At 66.6% G+C, this 23,507-nt stretch carries 20 protein-coding genes; 14 read left to right on the top strand and 6 right to left on the bottom strand.

All coding sequences use genetic code 11. The features are described from left to right. Positions 1–24: 24 nt before the first annotated feature. Positions 25–1,632, bottom strand: coding sequence for an OpgD/OpgG family glucan biosynthesis protein (locus AC6A67_RS04475; protein ID WP_498035344.1), 1,608 nt, complete (start codon positions 1,630–1,632; stop codon positions 25–27). Between the two features lie 998 nt (positions 1,633–2,630). Between AC6A67_RS04475 and AC6A67_RS04470 the strand changes: the two genes are divergently transcribed. Then, positions 2,631–3,779, top strand: a complete 1,149-nt coding sequence (locus tag AC6A67_RS04470; protein WP_498035343.1) for a type III PLP-dependent enzyme — start codon at positions 2,631–2,633, stop codon at positions 3,777–3,779. Between the two features lie 173 nt (positions 3,780–3,952). Then, a complete protein-coding gene (locus tag AC6A67_RS04465) occupies positions 3,953–4,546 on the top strand; it encodes a GNAT family N-acetyltransferase (RefSeq protein ID WP_498035342.1) in 594 nt (197 codons plus the stop codon). Positions 4,547–4,700: 154 nt separating this feature from the next. Here AC6A67_RS04465 and AC6A67_RS04460 read toward each other — a convergent pair whose 3' ends face one another. Beyond that, on the bottom strand, positions 4,701–5,498 hold the full coding sequence (locus tag AC6A67_RS04460; RefSeq protein ID WP_498035372.1) for a creatininase family protein: 798 nt from the start codon (positions 5,496–5,498) through the stop codon (positions 4,701–4,703). 378 nt (positions 5,499–5,876) lie between these two features. Here AC6A67_RS04460 and AC6A67_RS04455 point away from each other — a divergent pair, with 378 nt between their 5' ends. The 5 genes from AC6A67_RS04455 (at position 5,877) to AC6A67_RS04435 (ending at position 11,213) form a co-directional block, all read left to right on the top strand. Further along, complete coding sequence (locus AC6A67_RS04455; RefSeq protein WP_498035371.1) at positions 5,877–6,896, top strand: ABC transporter substrate-binding protein; 1,020 nt, start codon at positions 5,877–5,879, stop codon at positions 6,894–6,896. After that, positions 6,880–7,740, top strand: a complete 861-nt coding sequence (locus AC6A67_RS04450; protein ID WP_498035341.1) for an ABC transporter ATP-binding protein — start codon at positions 6,880–6,882, stop codon at positions 7,738–7,740. Before AC6A67_RS04455 ends, AC6A67_RS04450 begins: the two co-directional genes overlap by 17 nt. Continuing rightward, complete coding sequence (locus tag AC6A67_RS04445) at positions 7,737–8,561, top strand: ABC transporter permease (protein ID WP_498035340.1); 825 nt, start codon at positions 7,737–7,739, stop codon at positions 8,559–8,561. Before AC6A67_RS04450 ends, AC6A67_RS04445 begins: the two co-directional genes overlap by 4 nt. A 976-nt stretch (positions 8,562–9,537) precedes the next feature. After that, positions 9,538–9,972 (top strand): MarR family winged helix-turn-helix transcriptional regulator, encoded by a 435-nt coding sequence (locus tag AC6A67_RS04440; RefSeq protein ID WP_498035339.1) that lies wholly within the window; start codon positions 9,538–9,540, stop codon positions 9,970–9,972. Between the two features lie 284 nt (positions 9,973–10,256). Beyond that, on the top strand, positions 10,257–11,213 hold the full coding sequence (locus AC6A67_RS04435) for a 2-hydroxyacid dehydrogenase (RefSeq protein WP_498035338.1): 957 nt from the start codon (positions 10,257–10,259) through the stop codon (positions 11,211–11,213). 181 nt (positions 11,214–11,394) lie between these two features. On the opposite strand, the gene AC6A67_RS04430 is transcribed toward AC6A67_RS04435, so the two are convergent. After that, entirely contained in the window at positions 11,395–11,643 is a 249-nt protein-coding gene (locus AC6A67_RS04430; protein WP_498035337.1) for a hypothetical protein, read from the bottom strand. Between the two features lie 394 nt (positions 11,644–12,037). Further along, complete coding sequence (locus AC6A67_RS04425; protein ID WP_498035336.1) at positions 12,038–12,319, bottom strand: hypothetical protein; 282 nt, start codon at positions 12,317–12,319, stop codon at positions 12,038–12,040. On the opposite strand from AC6A67_RS04425, the gene AC6A67_RS04420 reads away from it, so the two are divergent. Next, positions 12,318–13,514 carry an amidase gene (locus AC6A67_RS04420; protein WP_498035335.1) on the top strand — a complete coding sequence of 399 codons (1,197 nt, stop codon included), beginning with the start codon at positions 12,318–12,320 and terminating at the stop codon, positions 13,512–13,514. The genes AC6A67_RS04425 and AC6A67_RS04420 overlap by 2 nt on opposite strands. A gap of 121 nt (positions 13,515–13,635) precedes the next feature. On the opposite strand, the gene AC6A67_RS04415 is transcribed toward AC6A67_RS04420, so the two are convergent. Continuing rightward, positions 13,636–14,700, bottom strand: coding sequence for a nickel/cobalt transporter (locus AC6A67_RS04415; protein WP_498035334.1), 1,065 nt, complete (start codon positions 14,698–14,700; stop codon positions 13,636–13,638). Next, a complete protein-coding gene (locus tag AC6A67_RS04410; protein WP_498035333.1) occupies positions 14,697–15,362 on the bottom strand; it encodes a DUF1007 family protein in 666 nt (221 codons plus the stop codon). Before AC6A67_RS04410 ends, AC6A67_RS04415 begins: the two co-directional genes overlap by 4 nt. Before the next feature lie 634 nt (positions 15,363–15,996). Between AC6A67_RS04410 and AC6A67_RS04405 the strand changes: the two genes are divergently transcribed. The 6 genes from AC6A67_RS04405 (at position 15,997) to AC6A67_RS04380 (ending at position 23,291) form a co-directional block, all read left to right on the top strand. After that, positions 15,997–17,913 carry an AMP-dependent synthetase/ligase gene (locus AC6A67_RS04405; RefSeq protein ID WP_498035370.1) on the top strand — a complete coding sequence of 639 codons (1,917 nt, stop codon included), beginning with the start codon at positions 15,997–15,999 and terminating at the stop codon, positions 17,911–17,913. Continuing rightward, positions 17,910–18,731: an ABC transporter ATP-binding protein gene (locus AC6A67_RS04400; RefSeq protein ID WP_498035332.1), complete on the top strand. Its 822-nt coding sequence runs from the start codon at positions 17,910–17,912 to the stop codon at positions 18,729–18,731. Before AC6A67_RS04405 ends, AC6A67_RS04400 begins: the two co-directional genes overlap by 4 nt. A gap of 5 nt (positions 18,732–18,736) precedes the next feature. Beyond that, positions 18,737–19,693, top strand: a complete 957-nt coding sequence (locus tag AC6A67_RS04395; RefSeq protein ID WP_498035369.1) for a branched-chain amino acid ABC transporter permease — start codon at positions 18,737–18,739, stop codon at positions 19,691–19,693. A 12-nt stretch (positions 19,694–19,705) separates the two neighbouring features. Next, positions 19,706–20,782: a branched-chain amino acid ABC transporter permease gene (locus AC6A67_RS04390; protein WP_498035331.1), complete on the top strand. Its 1,077-nt coding sequence runs from the start codon at positions 19,706–19,708 to the stop codon at positions 20,780–20,782. A 93-nt stretch (positions 20,783–20,875) separates the two neighbouring features. Further along, on the top strand, positions 20,876–22,204 hold the full coding sequence (locus AC6A67_RS04385; RefSeq protein ID WP_498035368.1) for an ABC transporter substrate-binding protein: 1,329 nt from the start codon (positions 20,876–20,878) through the stop codon (positions 22,202–22,204). Between the two features lie 217 nt (positions 22,205–22,421). Further along, complete coding sequence (locus AC6A67_RS04380) at positions 22,422–23,291, top strand: ABC transporter ATP-binding protein (RefSeq protein WP_498035330.1); 870 nt, start codon at positions 22,422–22,424, stop codon at positions 23,289–23,291. Positions 23,292–23,507: the final 216 nt, after the last annotated feature.

The raw sequence follows: 23,507 nt of genomic DNA, 5'->3' as shown, positions 1-23,507 counted from the left end.
GCGCCATGCCCCACTTGCGCCTGCTCATGGCGCCTTCCACGGGAAGATCCAGGTTTCGGTCAACGCCTTGTTGTCGGCGCGCAGGAAGACGCGCACGTCGACCGTCTGGCCGGCTGGCGCCTCCACATCGACGCCGGCGCGGAAGCCGCCGATGCGCGGATTGGGGGCGATGAAGGTGCGCAGGATGCGCCCGCCTGAGGTGGAGGCGTCGACCTTCACCCGCTGCGGATCCTTGAGCCAATAGGCCAGTTCGCCGCCCGAGAAGTCGACCATCAACCGGCGGGCGTTGGGGTTCAGCGGCTCCGACGAGCCGAGCGCCCGGGGCGCCGACTGGAAGCTGTTCACCGCCTCACCGCCGGCATGCAGGCCAGAGGTCGGGCCAAAGGAGGTGATGGCGTATTTGTAGATCAGCTGCTGGCCGGCCGTCACCGGCTCCTTCGGGGCCCAGAAGGCGACGATATTGTCATTGGTCTCATCGGTGGTCGGCAATTCGATCAGCTCGACCCGGCCTTCGCCCCAGGGGTTGCGCGGCTCGACCCAATAGCCGGGGCGCCGCTCATAGGCGATGTCGAGATCCTCATAATGCTCGAACACCCGGTCGCGCTGCATCAGGCCGAAGCCGCGCACATTATTCTCGACGAAGGACGAGATCTGCTGCGTCACCGGATTGTGCAGGGGCCGCCAGATCCACTCGCCGCTGCCAGAATGGATCATCAGACCGTCGCTGTCGTGCACCTCCGGCCGGTAATCGTCGGTAAACCGCCGGTCGTTCTCACCGATGAAGAACATCGAGGTCAGGGGCGCAATGCCCAGCCGGTCGATGGTCTTGCGCGGGAACAGCGTCGCCTCAACATCGACGACGGTATATTTCGCCGGGTAGATATTGAACTGATAGGCGCCGGCGATCGACGGGCCGTCGAGCAACGCAAACACGGTGATGCGGCTCTCCTCGCCCTTGCGCGCCTCGACCCAGAACTCACGGAACGCCGGAAACTCCTCCTCGCCGCCGGAATTGATGGCGAGGCCGCGCGCCGACAGGCCATAGACTTGGTCCTGGCCAAGGAAGCGGAAATAGCTGGCGCCGATGAACGAGATCAGCTCATCGTTCACCTTTGGGTCGTTAAGCGGGTAGTGCAGGCGGAAGCCGGCGAAGCCGACATTGACGGGCAGCGGCCGGGCGAATTTGTTCTGGCCGAAGTCAAACATTTGCGGCGAATAGGGCACTGGCGTCGCCACGCCGTCGCGCACCACATTCACCGTCACCGCCTGCTGGAACAGGAAGCCGAGGTGGAACATCTGCATCTGGAACGGCGTGCCGGAATTGGTGAGCAACGCCTTTTCCGGACGGAAACGGATGTCGCGCCACTGGTCGAAGCCCAGCTTCGCCAGCGCCTCAGGCGCCTGTGAGGCCGGGGCGGCGTAGGGCAGCTGCGACAGCTCGCGGGCCCGGCGGACCACGTCCTGATAGCCGAACGGCTTCAGGCCTGCCTCCTTCATGGCGGCGTCGGGCCGCGCAGGTTCTTCAGCCGGGGGCGCGCCTTGCGGTGTTTTCGCCATGGCCGCGCTGGCGGTGGCGAAGGCCGACAGGGCGAGCAAACCCTCAACAAAGCTTCTGCGCGAAAAATTCGACATGCTGACCCACTGTTGACGTTACGACCGGTCCGGCGTCGCCGCCGACGCCGCGCTGCTGCGCGACCCGTGCGCGACCTGTAAACGGCGATTCGGGCATCATAATCCCGAAACCTTGAAAATTGCTGGCGCCGCGCCGTGAGGTGGCGGCGCGACCGTGGGCAGGGCGCCTCCCGCATGCCGGCCCCGGCAATTTGCGCGGCGGGCGCCTGCGGGCACGCTCTGGCTTCCCCGCCTGGGGACCTCCTCATCGCGGCTCTTGCAACGCACGAGCATGGGACATCGCCAAAACGCCGCCTTTCGCCGCACATGACGCCTGATATGGGCTGAAAAACGACCGAAACCGGGATGCGAAGATGCTGACGTATCCGCATCCTGACATGCTCAGGCGCCGCACGGGCTTAACCGGAACCCGATGAGTCATGCTCATCGGGGTCTGGCGCCAAGCGCGAACTGGCGCGGTCGGCAAGCGTAAACCGGACGTAAATCTTCTTGCGCCAGGGGGCGGCAAGGCCTATGTCTAGCGTGCCCAAATTCGCACGTGCCTGTGGCCGCGTGCCGGTTGGTGGGTATCCGGACAAGAGGCCGGACAGCCGCCCGGGGTCAAAAGGGTCGACTGACGCATGGAAAGGATACCTGCGTTGGCGACCCCGGTTCACTGAACCGGACCCCAAACATCAGACCGGCAGCCGGAGGCGAAACCGGCGAACCCCGAATCTCCACGGGGGACGCAGCTTAAAGCAACGACGGAGCGGGCTTTTTTGGTCTCGTCGGCCCTCCAAAGGTCGACACCGAAGAGGCTTGTCCATCATTGCCGCGCGTGCGGACCGGGTCTCCCTGTCCAAACCAAGGCAGCACGGTCGGTTGAAGATATGCCGTCTGGTCGCGTCTCCACAGCGCGCCGGAGGGCGTTACTTCATCCGCATCATGCCGAACGTCGCCGTTGCGGGCCGTTGCGCCCGTGCGCAGGCGTTCCTTCAGCTTTGCGGGGAGATGCGCTCATGACCCAGCGTATTCGCGACTTCCTTCGTCAACGTCAGGAAGATGGTCCGTGCATGGTGCTGGACCTCGACGTCGTGCGTGACAATTACGGCAAATTCGCCACGGCCCTGCCGGACACCCGCGTGTTCTACGCGGTGAAGGCCAATCCCGCGCCGGAAGTGCTGCGCATGCTGGCCGGCCTCGGCTCGTGTTTCGACACCGCCTCCGTGCAGGAGGTGGAGATGGCGCTGGCTGCTGGCGCGACCGCCGATCGCATCTCTTTTGGCAACACCATCAAGAAGGAACGCGACGTGGCCCGCGCCCTGGCGCTTGGGGTGCGGCTGTTTGCGGTGGATTGTGAGGCCGAGGTCGACAAGATCGCCCGCGCGGCGCATGCCGCCGACATCGCCGACGCCCGGGTGTTCTGCCGCGTTTTGTGCGACGGGGCTGGCGCCGAATGGCCGCTGTCGCGCAAATTCGGCTGCGACCCGGCCATGGCGCCTGACGTGCTGGAGCATGCCCACCGGCTGGGGCTTGAGGCCTATGGCGTGTCGTTCCATGTCGGCTCGCAGCAGGGCAATACCGAGGCGTGGGACAGCGCCCTCGCCATGGCCGCCGATGTGTTCTGCGCCTGCGCCGAACGCGGCGTCGGCCTGTCGATGGTCAATCTCGGCGGCGGTTTCCCCACGCGCTATCTCAAGGACGTGCCGGCGGTGGAAGCCTATGGCCAGTCGATCTTCGAGGCGCTGCGACGACATTTCGGCAATCGCATCCCCGAGACGATCATCGAGCCAGGTCGCGGCATGGTCGGCAACGCCGGGCTGATCGAGACGGAAGTGGTGCTGGTGTCGAAGAAGAGCGCCCAGGATGACGTGCGCTGGATCTATCTCGACATCGGCAAGTTCGGCGGTCTCGCCGAAACCATGGATGAGTCGATCCGCTACCCGATCCGTCCCGAGCGAGAGCACACGGCGGAGATGGCGCCCTGCATCCTCGCTGGCCCGACCTGCGACTCTGCCGATGTGCTGTATGAGAAGCAGCCCTACATGCTGCCGGTCTCGATCGAGATCGGCGACAAGCTGCTGATCGAAGGCACAGGCGCCTACACCACCACCTATTCGGCGGTGGCGTTCAATGGCTTCCCGCCGCTGAAGTCCTACGTCATCTGACGCAAGGCTGACGGCAGGCGCCGCCGGCGCGCCAATCCACGCCCATACCCGCCATCAGGCGTATTCGCCTGATGGCCCGCCGCTGCGGCTGGCTGCAACCGCCGGCTCACCCCTTATGACGCCTTCGCCGGCCAGCCCTGAAGGCTGGGCCGCGCACTGCCAGGAATTGCGCCATGATCTTCATTGGCGATGAAACCCTTTTCGACGTCGCCGCCCGTGAGGCCCTGCTTGATGCGGCCATGGGGGCCGACCGCAAGCAGAAGTCGAGCGAGCGCCTGCGCCAGGGCCAACAGCCGGCGGCTGGCCTCGCGCTGGCGGCGCGCGCGCTCGACGCCGATGGCCCGGCGCGTCTTGTCGGCACGGTGCGGCTGTGGCAGGTGCTGGCGGGCGATCGCCCGGCGCTGCTGCTTGGCCCGCTGGCGGTGGCGCCTGGGCGGCAGGGCGATGGCATTGGCGGCCGGCTGATGCGTGAGGCGATCGCCCGCGCCCGCGACGCCGGCCATGCCGCCATCGTGCTGGTTGGCGACCCTGACTACTACCGTCGCTTCGGTTTCACGGCTGAGCTGACGGCGGGCCTCGCCATGCCCGGCGCCTATGAACAGCGCCGGCTGGTTGGGCTCGAACTGGTCGACGGGGCGTTGGCCGGGGCCTGCGGCATGATCGCGGCGCCGCAGGCCGCGCCGCTGCAGCCGCTGGAGGCCGACGTCGCCACGCGTGAAAGCGGCGCGCTTCGATGGGGCGCGAGCGAGTTGCCCCACGCCGCCTGACCACGGGTCCCTGACCTGCGCCCTGAGCGTCGCGCCGTCCTTGGGCGGACGCAGGAATGATTAAGGGCGCGGGCAACCCCCGCACCCTGCTACACCTGCACACGCTGCTTAATATTGCTCTGGCTGCTGTCCGACTTGCTGGCGTCCCAACGCTTCAGAGAAACCCCGGGCGCTGGCGCGTGCCGTCGCCCAGCTCAAAGCGGCGGATCTCGCCGAGCAGGCGCACGAAGGCCGCCGCAGCGTGGCGCGCCGCAGCCTCGCCCTTGTCTTTGGTGGCGCGGCTGGCGTCGCCGATGGCCCCGGCTGGGTGCAGGTCCTGCGACAGCCAGCTGAACCCGGCAGGCCGGTCGGCGCGCAGCAGTTCATAGTCCTGCTCAAGCGCCAGGGCGGCGGAGGCAAAATTGTCGGCCTTGTCCATGCGCACCAGCTCGGGCCGGAAGGCCAGCATCAGCGAGGTCTCGATATCGCCGCCATGGATGCCATGGCGGATCTCCTCCGCCGTGAACAGGCCATCGGGATAGCCGAAGCGCTGCCACGAGGTCTGCACCACCAGCATATTGGCCTCGGCCCGCATGGCCCGGCCCACCACATCCATCACCGGGCTGTTGCCGCCATGGGATGACACCAGCACCAGCTTGCGAAAGCCGGCGCGGCTGACGCCGATGGCGATCTCGCGCCAGGCGCGGATCGCTGTTTCGGGCGCGAGGGTGAGCGATCCGGCGAACGCGATGTGTTCGGTCGACAGGCCGATTTCCTGCACCGGCAGAAACACGGTGAGCGGCGTCTGGGCCGGCGCCTGCTCCAGTTCGGCGCGCACGGCGGCGATCATGCCCTCCATGATCATGGCGTCGACGCCGGTGGGCAGATGCGGACCATGCTGTTCCACCGCCGCCAGCGGCAGGACGGCGATGGCCTCGGCCATGCGCGCCTGGCCAAATTCTTCCGTGGTCATCTCGCGCCACAGGCGGCTGCGGAGATGAGGCGCAGGCGAGGTATGGGTCACAGTCTGTTCCGCATTGAAATCATATTGCCCGCACGCAGGCGGCGGCGCATTCTGGCGCAAGGATACTGCATGCGGCGCGCTTTCGGAACGCACCGCGCGAGGCGCTGGTCGCAGCGGGCGGCGACATTGGCCAGGCCATGATGGCTACCACACGCGACACAGGCGCCTCAGCGCCCGCCCGTCAGGCGAAGCGACGCCTGCGGCCAGGATATTTGGGGGTAGGGCATGACAGATCCAGGCGACGCCGGGATGCGGCAGCATCCACTCGGGCAAAAGCATCATGATGGCCAGGCGGGGGTGACGCGACGCCGGGCGCTGCTCGTCCCGATGCTGCTGCCGGTCCTTCTCGCTGCGGCGTCGCGGCTGGCGGCGCAACCGGCCGCCGCCCCAGGCGCTGCGACCGCCCGGCCTGGCCTGCTGCAAAAAATTCGCTTCGGAACCAACTGGCTGGCCCAGGCCGAGCATGGCGGCTTCTATCAGGCGCTGGCCGATGGAACCTATGCGAAATATGGCCTCGACGTCAGCATCATTCCCGGCGGCCCGCAGGCCAACAACCGTCTGCTGCTCGCCGCCGGCAGGCTGGATTTTTATATGGGCGGCAACATGTTGCAGCCGTTCTCGGCGGTGGAGCAGGGGCTGCCGGTCAAGGTGGTGGCGGCGATCTTCCAGAAGGACCCGCAGGTGCTGATGTCCCGCCCCGGCGTCGGCCTCGACCGCTGGGACGATCTGAAGGGCGCCCGCATCTATGTCGGGCGCGAGGGGCTCGCGTCTTACTTCCAGTGGCTGAAGGCCGAACACGGCTTTCGCGAGGAAAACACCCGGCCCTACACCCATAATCTGGCGCCTTTCCTCGCCGACAGGGGCGCGGTGAATGAGGGCTATGGCACCTCCGAGCCGCTGGCGGTCGAAAAGCAGGGCGGCTTTAAGCCCAATGTCTTCCTGCTGGCCGACCATGGCTTTGACACCTATTCCACCACGATCGAAGCACACGCCGGCCGGGTAAAGACCGATCCCGATCTGGTGCAACGCTTTGTCGACGCCTCGATCCTGGGCTGGCGCAATTATCTGCATGGCGATAAGCCCGCCGCCAACGCCATGATCCTGCGCGACAACCCCGACATGACCCAGGAGCAGATCGATTTCTCCATCGCGCGGATGAAGGAATATGGCCTGGTCGACGCCGGCGACGCGCAGACGCTTGGCATCGGCGCCATGACCGAGGCGCGCATGCAGAGCTTCTTCAACCGCATGGTCAAGGCTGGCCTGTACAAGCCGGACCTCGACTGGCGCGCCAGCTACACCGATCAATTCGTCAACAAGGGCGTCGGGCTTGATCGATCCCGCTGACGCCGGTGTAACAGGGCAGGCCGAAGGCCGCGAGCTGGTCAGCCTGCGCGATGTCTCGCTCCGGTTTGGCTCGGGCGTCGTGGCGCTCAGCGGGCTCAATATCGCCGTGCGTCAGGGCGAATTCGTTGCGATCCTGGGTCCCTCCGGCTGTGGCAAATCCACGGCGCTGCGGTTGCTGGCCGGGCTGCTGGCGCCGACAGCCGGGGTGGCGGCGCGCGATCCGGCCCTTAAGGCCGCTGGTCGTATCGGTTTTGTCTTTCAGGACCCGACGCTGACGCCATGGTCACGCACGCTCGCCAATGTGCGCCTGCCGCTGGATCTGGCCGGAACGCCGCGGGGCGAGGGCGATGACCGCGCCGCCGCCATGCTGCGGCTGGTGGGGCTGAATGGCTTTGAACGGGCGTTCCCGCATGAGCTGTCGGGCGGCATGCGCATGCGCGTGTCGATCGCCCGCGCCCTGGCCACCGCGCCCGACCTGCTGCTGATGGATGAGCCTTTCGCCGCGCTCGACGAGTTCACCCGCTTCCGGCTCAATGATGATTTGTTGCAATTGCGGGCCGAACTGGGCTTCACCGTGGCCTTCGTCACCCATTCCAGTTGGGAGAGCGTCTATCTCGCCGATCGCATCCTGGTGATGGGGCCGCGTCCGGGCCGGGTGATCGCCGAGCGGCTGGTCGAGGCGCCGGAGGGGCGCGGGCCAGGCTTTCGCGCCAGCGCCGCTTATGCGCGGCAGAGCGCCGACATATTGGCGCTGGCCGCCGCAGCAAGTGAGGGCGCAGGGGGGCCTGATGGCGCTGCCGTGAGCCGGCCAAAGGTTGCGCCCATCCCCGGAGCACCTGCATGAACGCCGGCAAAAACGCAGGCAGAAACCCAGGCAAGAATACAGACAGGGCGCGCCGGCTCGGCGCAACCTTGCGCGTCATCGCGCCCGTGGCGGCCGGGCTGATCGCCCTGCTTTTGTGGGAGGCGTTGGTGCGGTGGCGGCAGATCCCGCCCTATATCCTGCCAGGCCCGCTGCTGGTGCTGCAGACCTTGTGGCGTGACTGGCCTACGCTGGCGCCCGCGTTGGCGGTGACCTTGTCGACCACGGCGAAAGCCTTAGGCCTGGCGGTGGCTGGCGGCGTGGCGCTGGCGCTGTTGTTCTCGCGCTCGCGGCTGGTGTCCGCCTCGCTCTATCCGTTTGCGGTGGTGTTGCAGGTGACGCCGGTGATCGCCATCGCGCCGCTGCTGCTGATCTGGCTGGCGCCAGACGGCGCGGTGCTGGCCTGCGCCTTTCTGGTGGCGTTCTTTCCGGTGTTGTCCAACACCACCGCCGGCCTCGCTTCGGTCGACCCAGGCTTGCGCGACTTGTTTCGCCTGTATGGCGCGGGGCCATGGCGCCGCCTGCTGCGGCTCGAGGCGCCGTCAGCGGCGCCGCATTTCTTCGCCGGCTTGCGGATAGCCGGGGGCCTTGCGCTGATTGGGGCGGTGGCGGCGGAGATCGCCGCCGGGACGGCGGGGCAGGGTAGCGGCCTGGCCTGGCGTATTGTTGAAGCCGGCTACAGGCTGAATATCCCGCGCATGTTCGCCGCCTTGCTGCTGATCTCGCTGGCTGGCGTCGGCATCCATACGGCGCTGTCTGGCCTGAGCTGGCTGGCGCTACGCCATCGCGGCGTCGCCCGCTGAGCCTGATATTCGGGGCAGAGTTGGCGCGCCGCACGCCAGCTTTGGTCACAAGCCACTGATTTGCGACGCAATGTTTTCACAGCGCAGACAATGTGATCATATTGGCCAGTCGTGATGGACGCCCGACGCTGGCGCGCCAGGGTGTCATCGGCTCAATACTGTCACGCAGCAGATGCTGGCGCCCCATGGCACGATGCGACGATGCATTTGCATCGGCGCTCTGACCTGCCGAGGCGCTGCACGGGCCAGCTAAACGCGTCAAGGTTAAAGCGCGCCAGGTCAAAGGGCGTCTGGACAGAACGCGATGGTTGGCGCCCACCGCGCTTTGGCGAAAGCCGCCCGGTGCAGGCGACCAGTGAAAGTCAAAAGGGGGGCGTGCGCCAGTTTATGCGCCCGCGTTCGCAGGGGAGTTGTTATGGCCGCCGAGAAGCCCGCGAAAGCCAGGAGCACCGCCCGCGCGGCTAGCGGATCAGCCGCGCCTCGCGCCCCCCGGACGTCGACTTCAAAGACGCCGTCTGCAAAGGCGCCTCCGGCCAAATCACCGTCTGGCAAAACGTCGGCAGCGCCATCCGAGCTGGCTGGCGCGGTTGATAAAGCCGCCGCCAGGGCAACGGCCAGAGCGACAAGCGCGGAGAAAAGCTCCAGGGGGCGCGCCAAAGCAGCTCCCGCCACCGCCAAACAATCAGCCATCGCGCAGCCGGCCCGCCGCAAGAAGAACGGCGCAGCGCCGCCAGAACGCAGCGCAGCCCCACAAGCGGGCGCGGACCCTATGGCCGAGCCCGTCGCCGCCAGCAAACGATCTGCGAAAAGCGCCGCCTCGCCCGCCCGGCCCCGTGTCGTCAAAGCCGGCTCTTCAGCGGGCAGGAAAGCGCCGCTCGCAAGCCCGCCGCCGCCGCCCGCACCGCCGGCCAGGAACGCGGAAGCAGAGTCGGCTAAGGGCAAGGCCATCCCAAAGAGCGTCGGCTGGGCGCTGACCGTGCTGGCGCGCCTGCACCGGGGCGAGCTGGGCGAGCGGCTGGCCGCGCTTGGCCTGTTCCCTGGCCAGGAGCAATTGCTGCAGGCGCTGCACGAGCATGAAACCATGACCATGGGCGCCCTGTCCGATCTGCTGCGGGTGCGGCCGCCCACGGCGTCCAAGGCGGTGGCGCGGCTGTCCGCGCAGGGCCTGGTGGCGCGGGTCGATGGCGATTCGCACGACGGTCGGCTGGTGCGCGTGCGCCTGACCCGGGAGGGCCGCGCCCGCGCCAGCGAAATCGCCAGCCTGTGGCAGGAAACCGAACAACGCCTGCTGGCCGGGTTCGATGGGCGCGATCGCAAGAAGCTGCGCAAGATGTTGCGCCGCGCCGCCGAAAACTTCACCGCCGCAACCGATGCGCCGCGGGATGACGACGACGCCGACGTGGACGCGTGAGCCATCAGGCGTCTGGGGCCAGCCGCGCCGCAGGTCATCACTTTTCGGGCCAGGATCTGGCGGAGCAGGATTTGGCTGGCGACCACCTGGCGTCCCACGACCTGGCCTCCCATGACCTGGCCTCCCATGACTTGGCGTCAGATAACTTGTCTTGCCATGCCTGGCGCATCAGCCCGCGTTGCAATAGTGGATGGCGCCCGTAAGGCGAGCGGCCGCGCCAATTGCGCGCCTGTTCCGTGACGCTGACGCGCTGGCGCCCTGACGCTTGGCGCCTGGCTGGAGGTATGAATTTGCGACCTGAAGTTCTGTTGGTCAGTCCGATGATGCCGGCGCCGCGCGCCGTGCTCGAGCAGCACTGCATTGTCCACGATCTGGGCGCCGCAAGCGATGCGCAGGCGCTGCTGTCCGCTGTCGCGCCGCGCGTGCGCGCCGTCGCCGGCTTTGGCGGCGTGCCCGCCGCGCTGATGGAGCAGCTGCCGCAATTGCAGATCGTGGCCAATATCGGCGTCGGTTATGACGGCGTCGACGTGGCGGCGGCGGCTGCGCGTGGGGTGATCGTCACCAATACGCCAGATGTGCTGACCGATGAGGTCGCCGATCTGACCCTCGGGCTGCTGATCGCCACGGTGCGCCGGCTTCCGCAGGCGGACCAATATGTCCGCCAGGGCAAATGGCGCGCCGCGCCGTTCCCGCTTAGCGCCTCACTGCGCGGCAAGACCGTGGGTGTGCTTGGTCTGGGCCGCATTGGCGAGGCGATCGCCCATCGCTGCACGGCGTTTGGCCTGAAGGTGGAATGGCACAGCCGCCGCCAGCGGCCCGCATTGCCGTGGCCGTGGCGGCCAGATCCTGTCGCCCTGGCGGAGGCCTGCGATATCCTCGTGGTGGTGGCGCCTGGCGGCGAGGCGACGCGCAATCTGGTCAATGCCGAGGTGCTGCGGGCGCTGGGACCCCAGGGCGTGCTGATCAATGTGGCGCGCGGCTCGGTGGTCGACGAGCCGGCGCTGATCGCCGCCCTGCGCGATGGCGTCATCGCCGCCGCCGGCCTCGACGTGTTCGCCGACGAGCCGCATGTGCCGGCGGAGCTGATCGCCATGGATAATGTGGTGCTGCTGCCGCATGTGGGCTCGGCCTCGGTCGATACCCGCAACGCCATGTCGCAACTGGCCGTCGACAATCTGCTTGGCTGGTTCGCCGGCTGCGGGCCGCTGACCCCCGTGCCGGAGACGCCCTGGCGGCGCTGAGCCGCGCCGCCATATCCATCAGCGGCGCCTACTGCGCGCGATCCAGCGATATGGCCGGGCCAGCGCCTGCGCGCCACTTCCACGCTTCAGCCCCCAGATTGGGCCTGACCAGATGGTCCCAGACATGCAAAAGGCGGCCACCGGGCCGCCTTGAACCTGCGTTGCGCGCCAGCTGGGCGTCTCAGCGCCGGATCGGCTCGACCTTGAGGCCAGCGCGCAGAAACTTCACCATGCCCCACACGGCGATGGCGGCGAACACGGCCATGAACACATATTCCAGCGTCGTGCCCAGATCGAGCAGGCCGGCCAGCGCCCAGCCGCCGGCGATGGCGGCGCCGATCACCTCGACGCCCACCAGCAGGGTCAGCGAACCAAGCGTGATCAGATTACGCCAATTGATGGCGCCGGAGCCTGCAGTCCTGTCGCTCACACCGTGTCTCCGAAGGAAGCTGCGCCACATGGCGCCTGTCATGCAGTCTGATTAGCCTGGGAACGGGCGCCAGCACAAGTCGCGACGGTCCCCGGGCCATGAGCCGCGCCCCGGATCCTGCGCCCAAATCGTCACGCCGTAGGAGCGACCAACAGCCAGCCGCCGCACGCCGCCTTGCGGTGACTGCATGGGGGCCGTCCGCTCGGGGCACTTAAGCGCGCTTGCCCAGGCCGCTATGATGCGCGAGTGACGTGAACGATGCCGTCGCCGCGACCGCTGGCCGGTCTGGGGCGTATGACGAGCCGATCGGCAATCGGGCCGCAAAGGGCCCGCTGCCTGAGCGCGACGGCGCCGGCCTCACCTTCGCCGCCGGGCGCTGCCTGCCGGGGCAGGGTCAGATTTGGGATGCATCGCGCATGGCGCGCGGATCAATACGCCCGGGCGACTGGCCCCAACCGTAATATCCGGTTGCGCCACCCTTCAACGCGAACTGCGTGTTGGCGGTTGGCCCGCACTGCGCAGCAAGCGTGAGCGAACCGAATGACCTGGGCGTCTTTTGCGCTTCAGGAATGTATTGATGATCCCGCCGCGATGGCGGGTAGAGGCTGCAGACCGGAGGACGCGTGGCGACCTTCGCGATGGCGGTCGAGGACCCAGGGGAAACAGCACCGCTCATGCGTGATGATCCATTCCGGGCATTTGTCCCATACCCCGATGCGCCTGTGGCGGCTGCCGCCGCCGGGCCGCTGTCGGGCATGAGTTTTGCGGTCAAGGATGTCATCGACATCGCCGGTTACCCGACCGGATGTGGCAATCCCATCAAGTTGGCGACCTCGGGGATACGCGATGTGACCGCGCCGGTGGCGGCGCAATTGCTGGCGGCGGGCGCCCGCTTCGTCGGCAAGACCCAGACTGATGAGTTCGCCTATTCCGTGCTGGGCCGCAACGCCCATTTCGGCTCGCCGGTTAATCCCGCCGCCCCTGGCCGCATCTCTGGCGGCTCGTCCTCTGGCTCGGCGGTGGCGGTGGCGGCGGGGCAGGTAGATTTCGCCCTCGGCACCGACACCGCCGGCTCACTGCGCGCGCCTGCGTCCTATTGCGGCGTTTTCGGCCTCCGCCCGACGTGGGGGCGGGTGTCGACCGACGGCGTCGAGCCGCTGTCGCCGAGCTTCGACACGGTCGGCTGGTTCGCGCGCAGCGCCGAAACCCTGGGGGCTGTCGGCGAGATTCTGCTCGGCGACGATCCGGCGCCCCTGCCCGGAGCCGCCCGCTTTCTGGTCGACCGTGGCTGTTTGGCGCTGGTCAGCGCCACGGCGGCGGAGGCGCTGGACAAGGCGTTGCAAAGGCTCGCCCTGCGGCTGGGCTGCTTCGACACCGCCGTCGCCGCGCCCAATCTCGACAATCTGTGCTGGGCGCTGCGGCATTTGCAGAACTGGGAGGCGTGGGAGACGCACAAGGGCTTCATCGAGCGCCACGCGCCGATGATGAACCCGTCGCTGGCCGATCGCTTCGCCACGGGCAAGGACCTCACCGAGACCCTGCTGGCCGAATCGCGGGCGCTGTCAGCGCGTTTCCGCAATCATCTGGCGGAGCTGCTGGGCGAGGGCGCCGTGTTGGTGCTGCCCACCATGCCGTCGCCGCCGCCGTTCCTCGCGGAAGTCGAAGCCTCGATGGAGGATTTCCGCAATCGCACCCTGCGGCTGATGTGCCCGTCGAGCCTCAGCGGCTTCCCGCAGGTCAGCATCCCGCTGCTGCATGGCGACAGCGGCCCACTTGGCCTGTCTCTGCTCGGCCCGGCTGGCTCCGACCGCTCGCTGATCCAGCTGGCTGGCCGGGTGGCCGAGGCGCTCGGCGAGCGCTGCGCCGCCTGATGCCAGAACCCGGTGAGTATGACTCATCGGGATCTGGTTAAGCCGGTGCGGCGCCTGAGCATTTCAGGATGCGGATGCGTCAGCATCTTCGCATCCTGGTGTGATCAGGACGCTGCGCGCCTCAGGAGCCAGCGGCGCTCAATCCCAACAGCAACAGCATTCCGGTGGCGAGCACGAAGGCTGCGGCGAGAAGCTCCAGCCCGGCCATGGCCCAGGCGCCGGAGGGGCTGCCGCCGCCAGCCAGCCGCAGCGCCAGCCGTTTGGCGAACACCGCCATGGCGGCGATGGCGCTGGTGGTGATGGCCGTGCCGACGGCCATGGCGAAAACCGCCGCCACGCCTGCCGCCAGCGCGCCCTGCGACAGGGCGAAAGCCAGCACGATCAGGGCCCCGGAACAGGGGCGCAAGCCCGCCGCCAGAACCACGCCCGCCATGGCGCGCCAGTCGCGGGCGCCGGCCACGACGCTGGCGTCGGGCATATGGGCGTGGCCACACTCCGGTCCGCAGGTGGCGTCGGGCGGCGCGGCGCCATCGGGCAGCGTCAGTCGGGCCAGCGCACCGGCCTTGCGCCAGCTCAGCACAAGGCCGAGCAGGGCCACCAGGGCGAAGCTCAGCCATTCGATCCAGCCGACGCTGACCTTCACCATCGCGGCGGTGGCGTTAAAGATGAGCGCCAGCACCAAAGCGATGGCGATGGCGACGCAGCCCTGTAGCAGAGCGGCGAGCCAGCTGAGCATGGCGCCGCGCGCCAGCGTGCGCTCATTGGCCACCAGATATCCCGAGATCACCGCCTTGCCATGGCCAGGGCCCGCGGCGTGAAACACGCCATAGCCAAAGGCCACGCCGAGCAGGCTCCACAAGGCCGCGCCATTGTGGCGCAAATCCTGCAAACCCTGGGTCAGGGCGCGATAGAACACCGCCTGCACGGCGGCGATGGTCTCGCCGATGCGTCCCGCGGCCGACGGCTCGACCATGCCGCTGGCGAACGGATTGCGCGGCGGCGGCGGCGCGGCGTGGCTGAAGGCCAGCGCCAACAGGGCGAGGCCACCCGCAGTCAGCGCAAGAGCGATGAGCATGAACGCCAGCTGCAGCGACAGGCGCCGCAGGCGCGCGCGCCGGGGCAAACCTTGCAGCTCTGCGGCCCCAACCTCGTCCCGCCGTAGATTCTCCGAAGCAACCGTGCTCATGGGCAGGCCACCACCACTTTATTGGCGAACTGGCTGCCATAGTTGGCGGCGGGCGACAGGGCGTTGAAGAAATCCTCGGTGAGGTTCTGGGTCGGCGGCGGCGGCGCCTTGGGGCGGCTGACGCTGGTGACGCAGCCGGCTGGCCCCTTGTCGAGGGTCACGGCGCCGTCGCCCTCGGCGATGGTGAAGGCGACGAAATAGCTTGGGTCGGAGATGTCGAGCAGCAGCGCCTTGCCCGGCGCCGCCGCCTCCTGCAGCGGCAGCCGGAAATTCAGCACGAGCTGTCCGTCGACCAGCGCCATGGCCCCGCCGGTCGGCGGAATAAACGCGGTCTTCGCGCCATTGATCTTTAATTGCGTGAACCAGCTGAACTCGGTCAGCCCGTCGATGTTCTCTTTGGCCAGGCCGGAGAGTTCGTCCGGCGTCACGGCGCCGTCGCCATTCCTGTCGAGGCCCTGGGTAGCGTAAGCGGAAAACGCCTTGTCGAAGGTCCAGCGATGGTTAATCGCCGCCACCTTGCCGCTGTCATCGAATTCCAGCGCCGCTTTCGCCGTCACCCAGACGTGCGGATGCGCCAGCGCTGGCGCGATTGGGGCCAACAGCATGGCCAGCAGGGGCAGGTGAAATCTGGTCTGGCGCAGCAGCCGCATCCGAAACGTCATCCCACAAGCATAACAGAAGCGCCCCGGCGCGGCGCGTCCAATGCGGCTGCCCGCAGTGCATCCGATAGGCGTGGCCGGATGGGCCGCGCCCGACCTGCCTGCACAACCCTGGCCGCAGCTGATCCGCGTCGCACACGGCCGCGCGTGGCGTCATGGCGCTGTAACGGGCGGTTGTGGCCATGTTCAGGCGCCCGAAACGCCGCGCGGCCCATAGCGCTGCGGCCAGGCCGCCTGCTGGCGATCACCGTGCGCCGCATGGTTGTGGCTGACGCTGGTCGTGATGGGCCGCCTGTGAAGCGGACACAACATGTCAATAGATTGACTAAAGTTGTCGCGCGCCGACATCAAGCTACACCCATGGCGGAGGCTGGCAGGCAATTGGACAATAGTATGCAACTCCTCATGAATTGGTCGTGTTGTCGGGGCATGAGCTTTCTGCAAGTCTTTCCGTGCATAAAATAACCGCCATCTGTGCAGGTTTAGCTGCGGCAGCAGGCGTTGGGCTGGAGGAAAACGCGTGCCGGCAGCCGTTGATCAGGCTGGAAGCGACCCTGCCGCGCCGGCAAGCGCGGCGGCGTTCCCCAATAGCTGGGCGACCTCGACAGCGGGCGGCCGTGGTCGCACCTTCGCCCGCCTGCTCGACATCAACGCCGCCGAGCATGGCGACCGTCCCGCCTGGCGGCACAAGGATCGCGGCGTCTGGCAGAGCTGGAGCTGGTCCGAAACCCGCGCCCAGGTGCGGGCCATGGCGGCGGGGCTGGCGCAGCTGGGCGTCCGGCGCGGCGACTGCATCTCGATCATCGGCGGCAACCGGCCACGCCTGTACTGGAGCGTTCTGGCGGCGCATGTGCTGGGGGCGATCCCTGCGCCGGTCTATGCCGACGCCGTCGCCGATGAGCTGGCCTTCGTTTGCGCCCATGCCGGGGCCCGTTTCGCGGTGGTGCAGGATCAGGAGCAGGTCGACAAGCTGTTGCAGATCGCCGACCAGCTGCCGGAGCTGCAGGGCATCGTTTATGACGAGCCGCGTGGGCTGCGCGACTATGACCACAGCCGGCTGCACGATCTCGACCGGCTGATCGCCGCCGGCGCGCGTCGCCTCGCCGAGGAGGGGGAGATCTGGCTCAATGAGCAGGTCGCCATGGGGCAGGGCGGTGATGTCTCGATCATCCTCTACACCTCCGGCACCACCGGGCGCTCCAAGGGGGTGATGCTGACCCATGAGCGTTGCATCGCCGCGGCGCTGTCCACCGTCACCTTCGACCGGCTGGGTCCGCAGGAGGAGGTGCTGGCCTATCTGCCGCTGGCCTGGGTGGGCGACCATTATCTGACATGGGCCCAGGCGATGACCGCCGGCTTCTGCGTCTGCTGTCCCGAATCGCCGGAGACGGTGAGCGAGGACCTGCGGGAAATTGGCCCGACCTATTATTTCGCCCCGCCCCGGGTGCTGGAAAATCTGCTGACCCGCATCACCATCCGCATGCAGGATGCGGGGCGCTTCAAACAATGGCTGTATCGCGCATGTCTCGCCGTGGCCCGCCGCCATGGCGAGGCGATCCTGGAAGGGCGGCCGACGCCGCTGATGGGGCGGCTGGCCTATGGCCTTGGCGAATTGCTGATCTACGGCCCGCTGAAAAACACCCTCGGCTTCAGCAAGATCCGCGTCGCTTACACCGCGGGCGAGGCGATCGGGCCCGAGCTGTTTTCCTGGTACCGCTCGCTCGGCGTCAATCTCAAGCAGCTCTACGGCCAGACCGAAGCCTTTTTGTTCATCACCGCCCAGCCCGATGGCCGGGCGCGGCCCGACACTGTGGGGCCGCCTGCGCCGGGGGTTGACCTGCGCATCGCCTCCGACGGCGAGGTGCAGTTCCGCTCGCCCGGCATGTTCGTTGGCTATTTCCGCGAAGACGACAAGACCCGCGAGGCGATGACAGCCGATGGCTGGGTGCGCACCGGCGACGCCGGCTTCATCACTGCCGACGGCGATTTGAAGATCATCGACCGCTCAAAAGACGTCGGCAAGCTGGCCGATGGGGCGCTGTTCGCGCCGAAATATATCGAAAACAAGCTCAAATTCTTCCCCAATATCAAGGAAGTGGTGGCCTATGGCCATGGGCGGGAGCATGTCGCCTGCCTCGTCAATATCGATTTGACCGCCGTGGCCGCCTGGGCCGAGCGCAACAATGTCGTCTACGGCTCGTATCAGGAGCTGGCCGGGCATCCGCAGGTCGCCGACCTACTGCGGCGCGACATCGCCGCCGCCAATGACATGCTGGCCGCCGAGGCGGCGATGGCCGCCTCCCAGGTGCGCCGCTTCATCATCCTGCACAAGGAGCTCGACCCGGATGACGGCGAGCTCACGCGCACCCAGAAAGTGCGGCGCGGCTTCATCGCCGAACGCTACGCGCCGCTGGTCGCCGCGCTCTATGACGGCTCGTCCGAGGCCGACATCACGACCGAAGTCACCTTTGAAGACGGGCGCAAGGGCAAGCTCTCCGCCCGGGTCCGCGTGCATGAGCTGGCCCCTGCGCCATCGGGAAGGCGGCCGTCATGACGCATCCGCAGATTTTCACCCGGCCCGATGACGGGCTGAAGCCTGGCGAGCCGCTGCTTACTGTCGAGAACGTCTCGCTGCGCTTTGGCGGCGTCAAGGCGATCTCCGACGTCTCCTTCGACATCCGCAAGGGCGAGGTGCGGGCGATCATCGGCCCCAATGGCGCCGGCAAAACCTCGATGCTCAATGTCATCAACGGCTTCTACCACCCGCAGGAAGGCCGCATCACCTTCCGCGGCCAGACGCGCAAGCGCATGCGCCCCTCCTTCGCCGCCGCCCAGGGCATCTCGCGCACCTTCCAGAATGTGGCGCTGTTCAAGGGCATGAGCACCCTCGACAACATCATGGCCGGGCGCACCCTGCACATGAAGCGCAACTTCTTCTGGCAATTGTGGCGCCATGGACCGGCGCTGGAGGAGGAGGTGCGCCACCGCAGGGTGGTCGAGGAGATCATCGATTTCCTGGAGATCGAGGCGGTGCGCAAGACGCCGGTCGGCAAGCTGCCCTATGGCCTGCAGAAGCGCGTCGAGCTTGGCCGCGCCCTGGCCATGGAGCCGGATCTGCTGCTGCTCGACGAGCCGATGGCCGGCATGAACCTGGAGGAGAAGGAGGACATGTGCCGCTTTATCCTCGACGTCAACAGCGCCTATGGCGTCACCATCGCTTTGATCGAACATGACATGGGCGTGGTGATGGATCTCTCCGACCGGGTGGTGGTGCTGGAATATGGCCGCAAGATCGCCGACGGCGCCCCCGATGAGGTCAAGGCCAACCAGGCCGTCATCGACGCCTATCTCGGCGTGGCGCACGAGGGGTGATGGCGATGGACATGCTCTACAACGTCTTCATCGACCCCTTCGTGCAGATGGGCGCTGCCCCCGACCTTCTGGTGCAGGCGCTGTGGGATGGCCTGGTCTCGGGCGTGCTTTATGCGCTGATCGCCCTTGGCTTCGTGCTGATCTTCAAGGCCTCGGGCGTGTTCAATTTCGCCCAGGGCATCATGGTGGTGTTCGCCGCCCTCACGCTGGTCGGCCTTTATGAAAAAGGCGTGCCGGCCTATGTGGCGCTGGCGCTGACCATTGGCGTGATGTTCCTGCTGGCGGTGGGGGTCGAGCGCATCGTGCTGCGGCCGCTGGTCAACCAGCCCGACATCATCCTGTTCATGGCCACCTTTGGCCTGACCTATTTCCTCATTGGCTTCGGCGAGCTGGTGTTCGGCGGCAATCCCAAGGCGATGATCACCGAACAGCTTGGCCTGCCGCGCGGCGTCATCGACGTCGAGATGCTGGGTGGGCGGGTGTCGTTGCAGAAGATCGACATCGCCGCCGCCATCATCGCCTCGCTGATGGTGGCGTCGCTGGCGGTGTTCTTCCAGAAAACCCGCATCGGCCGGGCGCTACGCGCCGTCGCCGACAGCCACAAGGCGGCGCTGTCCGTCGGCATCTCGCTCAACCAGATCTGGGTCATCGTCTGGTTCACCGCCGGCGTGGTGGCGCTGGCCACCGGCATCATGTGGGGCGCCCGCTCCGAGGTGTCGTTCGCGCTGGAGATCATCGCGCTGAAAGCGCTGCCCGTGCTGGTGCTTGGCGGCTTCACCTCGGTGCCCGGCGCCATTGTCGGCGGCCTGATCATCGGCGTCGGCGAAAAGCTCGGCGAGTTCTACTGGGGGCCGCTGGTCGGCGGCGGCATCGAGACCTGGCTGGCCTATTTCATCGCCCTGGCCTTCCTGCTGTTCCGGCCCCAGGGCCTGTTCGGCGAAAAGATCATCGAACGGATCTGAGGGGACTGCGCCATGCTGTATCGCGAAACCGGCCAGTTCAAGACCAGCTACAAGGCCGATATGGCGGTGTTTCCGATCCGCCAGGACCGGATAGGCCTCGCCGTCATCCTGTTCATCGCCTTCGTCATCCTGCCCGTGTTTGGCGGCAGCTTCCTGCTCAGCGCGGTGATGATCCCGCTGCTGGTGTTTGCGCTGGCGGCGCTGGGGCTCAACCTGCTCACCGGCTACACCGGCCAGCTGTCGCTCGGTACGGCAGGCTTCATGGGGGTGGGGGCCTACGCCTGTTACAAGCTCACCACCTTCTTCCCCGAGGTGAACCTGATCGTCTGGATCCTGGCGTCGGGGTTCTTCTCGGCCGCGGTCGGGGTGTTCTTTGGCCTGCCGTCGCTGCGCATCAAGGGCTTCTATCTGGCGGTGGCGACGCTGGCGGCGCAGTTCTTCCTGCAATGGTGCTTCATCCGCATCCCGTGGCTGTACAACAACAATGTCTCGGGCGCGATCGAGGCCCCGGTGCGCACGCTGTTCGGCATGCCGATCACCGGCCCGCACGCCACGCCGGAGCTGCGCTATCTGGTGGTGTTGTCGGTGGTGGTGTTCCTGACCTGGATCGCTTCCAATCTCGTGCATGGCCGGGTGGGACGTAGCTGGATGGCGGTGCGCGACATGGATATCGCCGCCGAACTGATGGGCATCCGTCTGCTGCCCACCAAATTGCTGGCTTTTGCGGTGTCGTCTTTCTACTGCGGCGTCGCCGGCGCCCTGATGGTGTTTCTCTGGTACGGCTCGGCCGAGCCAGACGTGTTCTCCATCAACCAGTCCTTCCTGATCTTGTTCATGGTGATCATCGGCGGCCTCGGCAGCCTGATCGGCTCATTTCTCGGCGCGGGGCTGATCTATGGCCTGCCTATCGTGCTGAAGGCGCTGTTTCCGGCGCTTGGCCTCAGCATCGGCGCCGCCACCATTGAACACATCACCTTCATGGTCGTGGGCGCCATGATCATCGGCTTCCTTATTCTGGAGCCGCACGGGCTCGCCAGCATCTGGCGGACCATCAAGCAGAAACTGCGCGTCTGGCCCTTCCCTTACTGATCGGGGCCTGAGCCGGGAGCGTGACGACAGACGGCGATATCACCGAAAACAGGGGCGCAGCCTCGATCGTGGAGGACGACAGCCATGGGTTACATGAGCAAGGTTCTGCTTTCAGCAGCGTTAGGCGTGACCATGCTGGCCGGCGGCCAGATGGTCCCGGCCCAGGCACAGGATGGCAAGGACGCCAATTTCGTGCCGCTGTTCACCTATCGCACCGGGCCGTTCTCCGGCTCCGGCATCCACATCGCCAATGGCATGCGCGACTATCTGGAGATGCTGAACCAGCGTGACGGCGGCATTGGCGGCGCCAAAATCATCATTGAGGAATGCGAGACCGGCTACGACACCAAGAAGGGCCTCGAATGCTATGAGGCGGTGAAGGGCCGCAATCCGGTGATGGTCAATCCGTGGTCCACCGGCATCACCTTGCCGCTGATCCCGCGCGCCGGCGTCGACAAGATCCCGGTGCTGTCGATGGCCTATGGCCTCTCGGCCTCGGCGGATGGCCAGACCTTCCCATGGATCTTCAACCCGCCAAACACCTATTGGGATGGCCTGTCGGTCATCATCCAGCATATCGGCGATGAGCTCGGCGGCCTCGATAAGCTCAAGGGCAAAAAGATCGGCTACATCTATCTCGACGCCGGCTTCGGCAAGGAGCCGATCCCGATGTTCGAGCAGTTCGCCAAGGATCTCGGCTTTGAGCTGAAGCTGTATCCGGTGGCCGCCACCGACATGCAGAACCAGTCGTCGCAATGGCTCGGCGTGCGCCGCGACAAGCCGGATTTCATGGTGATGTATGGCTGGGGCGCGCTCAACCCCACCGCCATCAAGGAGGCGGCCCGCATCAATTATCCGATGAACCGCTTCGTCTCGATCTGGTGGCCGTCGGAAGATGACGCCCGCTCGGCTGGCGCTGCGGCCAAGGGCTTCCGCACGCTCAACTGGCACGGCGTCGGCACGGACTTCCCGGTGATCAAGGACATTCAGAAGAACGTCATCGACAAGGGGCTGAGCAAGGTCGCCAAGGGCAAGGAAGGCGAGGTGCTGTACAATCGCGGCGTCTACAACTCCATGCTGATCGCCGAAGGCATCCGCAACGCCCAGAAGCTGACCGGCAAGAAGGCGGTCTCGGGCGAAGACGTGAGGCGCGGCCTCGAAGCCATCAACCTCACCCCCGAGCGGCTGAAAGAGCTGGGCATGGAAGGCTTCACCGATCCGCTCAAGCTGACCTGCGCCGACCATAATGGCCATGGCGCAACCTTCGTCCAGGAGTGGGATGGCGAGAAATTCGTCAAGATCGGCGGCGCCATCAAGCCGATGATGGACAAGGTGGGGCCGGTCGCGGCGGCGGCGGCGAAAGACTATGTCGAGAAGAACACCGGCTGGCCGAAGCGCTCCGAAGCCTGCGACAGCAAGTAATTCCAGCGCCCGATGGGCATGATCCATCGGGCGCTGCTTAAGCCCGTGCTGTGCGCATGAGCATACAGGTCGCGAATGCGTCAGCATCGTCGCGGCCTGGCAAATGGCGTACGGCGCCCCGGCGGCTGATTCCGGGGCGCGGCGATGCGCGCCGCACGACGGGCCGCTGCGCGCCAGATGGGCGCGCCAGCATGCGACGCAAAAGGGGAGCAGAACGATGACCGGAAGCTCTGAGAACGCCGCCAACGCCACGCCGGTAGCCGATGCAACGGCGGGCGCCGCCCGCGATCTGGTGCTGTCGGTTAACAATATCGAGGTGATCTACGATCACGTGGCGCTGGTGCTGAAGGGCGTGTCGCTGGAGGCGCCGCGCGGCGGCGTGGTGGCGCTACTTGGCGGCAATGGCGCGGGCAAGACCACCACGCTCAAGGCCATTTCCAACCTGCTGAAGGCCGAGCGGGGCGAAGTGACGCGCGGCTCCGTTGTCTTCAATGGCGAGCGGGTCGATAGGATGACGCCCAATGAGCTGGTGCGCCGCGGCTGCATCCAGGTGATGGAGGGCCGGCACTGTTTCGGCCATCTGTCGATCGAGGAGAATTTGCTGACAGGCGCCTTCACCCGCCGCGACGGCGCCGCCGCGATCCGCGCCGATCTGGAGAAGGTCTATCACTATTTCCCGCGCCTGCGGGAGCGGCGCAAATCCCAGGCCGGCTACACCTCCGGCGGCGAACAGCAGATGTGCGCCATCGGCCGGGCGCTGATGTCGCGGCCGTCGCTGGTGCTGCTGGATGAGCCGTCGATGGGCCTCGCCCCGCAGATTGTCGGCGAGATCTTCGAAATCGTCCGCGATCTCAATGTCCGCGAGGGCGTGTCGTTTCTGCTGGCCGAGCAGAACACCCACATGGCCCTGAAATACGCCACCTATGGCTACATTCTCGAAACTGGCCGGGTGGTGATGGATGGCGACGCCGACATGCTGCGCGCCAATGAAGATGTGAAGGAGTTCTACCTCGGTGTCGCCGAGGGCGATCGCAAATCCTTCCGGGCCGTGAAAAGCTATCGCCGGCGCAAGCGCTGGCTGACCTGATGCAAGCCTGAGCATGACCGTGCGCGCCCGGCATCGATTTCACATGTAACCGTGGGTCAATTGTCCAAATTTATTGTGACCGCGCGAGCATACGCCCTGATCTCGCCGGGCCCGCGTCGCAGTTGAGCAAAAATTTACTGGAATCACCTGCCTGAATAGGGAATAAGGCGGCTTTACAACCACATGATGACGCTGGGCAGTCGGCCTGGCGCGCCC

It is taken from the genome of Camelimonas sp. FR25 (genome assembly GCF_059740505.1).
This window is presented reverse-complemented; position numbering and strand designations above follow the sequence as displayed.

What these genes read in the sequence shown, in the direction of transcription:
- AC6A67_RS04475 (WP_498035344.1), bottom strand. Translation starts at nt 1,632, where the DNA reads ATGTCGAATTTTTCGCGCAGAAGCTTTGTTGAGGGTTTGCTCGCCCTG.
- AC6A67_RS04470 (WP_498035343.1), top strand. Translation starts at nt 2,631, where the DNA reads ATGACCCAGCGTATTCGCGACTTCCTTCGTCAACGTCAGGAAGATGGT.
- AC6A67_RS04465 (WP_498035342.1), top strand. Translation starts at nt 3,953, where the DNA reads ATGATCTTCATTGGCGATGAAACCCTTTTCGACGTCGCCGCCCGTGAG.
- AC6A67_RS04460 (WP_498035372.1), bottom strand. Translation starts at nt 5,498, where the DNA reads ATGACCACGGAAGAATTTGGCCAGGCGCGCATGGCCGAGGCCATCGCC.
- AC6A67_RS04455 (WP_498035371.1), top strand. Translation starts at nt 5,877, where the DNA reads ATGCTGCTGCCGGTCCTTCTCGCTGCGGCGTCGCGGCTGGCGGCGCAA.
- AC6A67_RS04445 (WP_498035340.1), top strand. Translation starts at nt 7,737, where the DNA reads ATGAACGCCGGCAAAAACGCAGGCAGAAACCCAGGCAAGAATACAGAC.
- AC6A67_RS04435 (WP_498035338.1), top strand. Translation starts at nt 10,257, where the DNA reads ATGAATTTGCGACCTGAAGTTCTGTTGGTCAGTCCGATGATGCCGGCG.
- AC6A67_RS04420 (WP_498035335.1), top strand. Translation starts at nt 12,318, where the DNA reads ATGCGTGATGATCCATTCCGGGCATTTGTCCCATACCCCGATGCGCCT.
- AC6A67_RS04425 (WP_498035336.1), bottom strand. Translation starts at nt 12,319, where the DNA reads ATGAGCGGTGCTGTTTCCCCTGGGTCCTCGACCGCCATCGCGAAGGTC.
- AC6A67_RS04415 (WP_498035334.1), bottom strand. Translation starts at nt 14,700, where the DNA reads ATGAGCACGGTTGCTTCGGAGAATCTACGGCGGGACGAGGTTGGGGCC.
- AC6A67_RS04410 (WP_498035333.1), bottom strand. Translation starts at nt 15,362, where the DNA reads ATGACGTTTCGGATGCGGCTGCTGCGCCAGACCAGATTTCACCTGCCC.
- AC6A67_RS04400 (WP_498035332.1), top strand. Translation starts at nt 17,910, where the DNA reads ATGACGCATCCGCAGATTTTCACCCGGCCCGATGACGGGCTGAAGCCT.
- AC6A67_RS04395 (WP_498035369.1), top strand. Translation starts at nt 18,737, where the DNA reads ATGGACATGCTCTACAACGTCTTCATCGACCCCTTCGTGCAGATGGGC.
- AC6A67_RS04390 (WP_498035331.1), top strand. Translation starts at nt 19,706, where the DNA reads ATGCTGTATCGCGAAACCGGCCAGTTCAAGACCAGCTACAAGGCCGAT.
- AC6A67_RS04385 (WP_498035368.1), top strand. Translation starts at nt 20,876, where the DNA reads ATGAGCAAGGTTCTGCTTTCAGCAGCGTTAGGCGTGACCATGCTGGCC.
- AC6A67_RS04380 (WP_498035330.1), top strand. Translation starts at nt 22,422, where the DNA reads ATGACCGGAAGCTCTGAGAACGCCGCCAACGCCACGCCGGTAGCCGAT.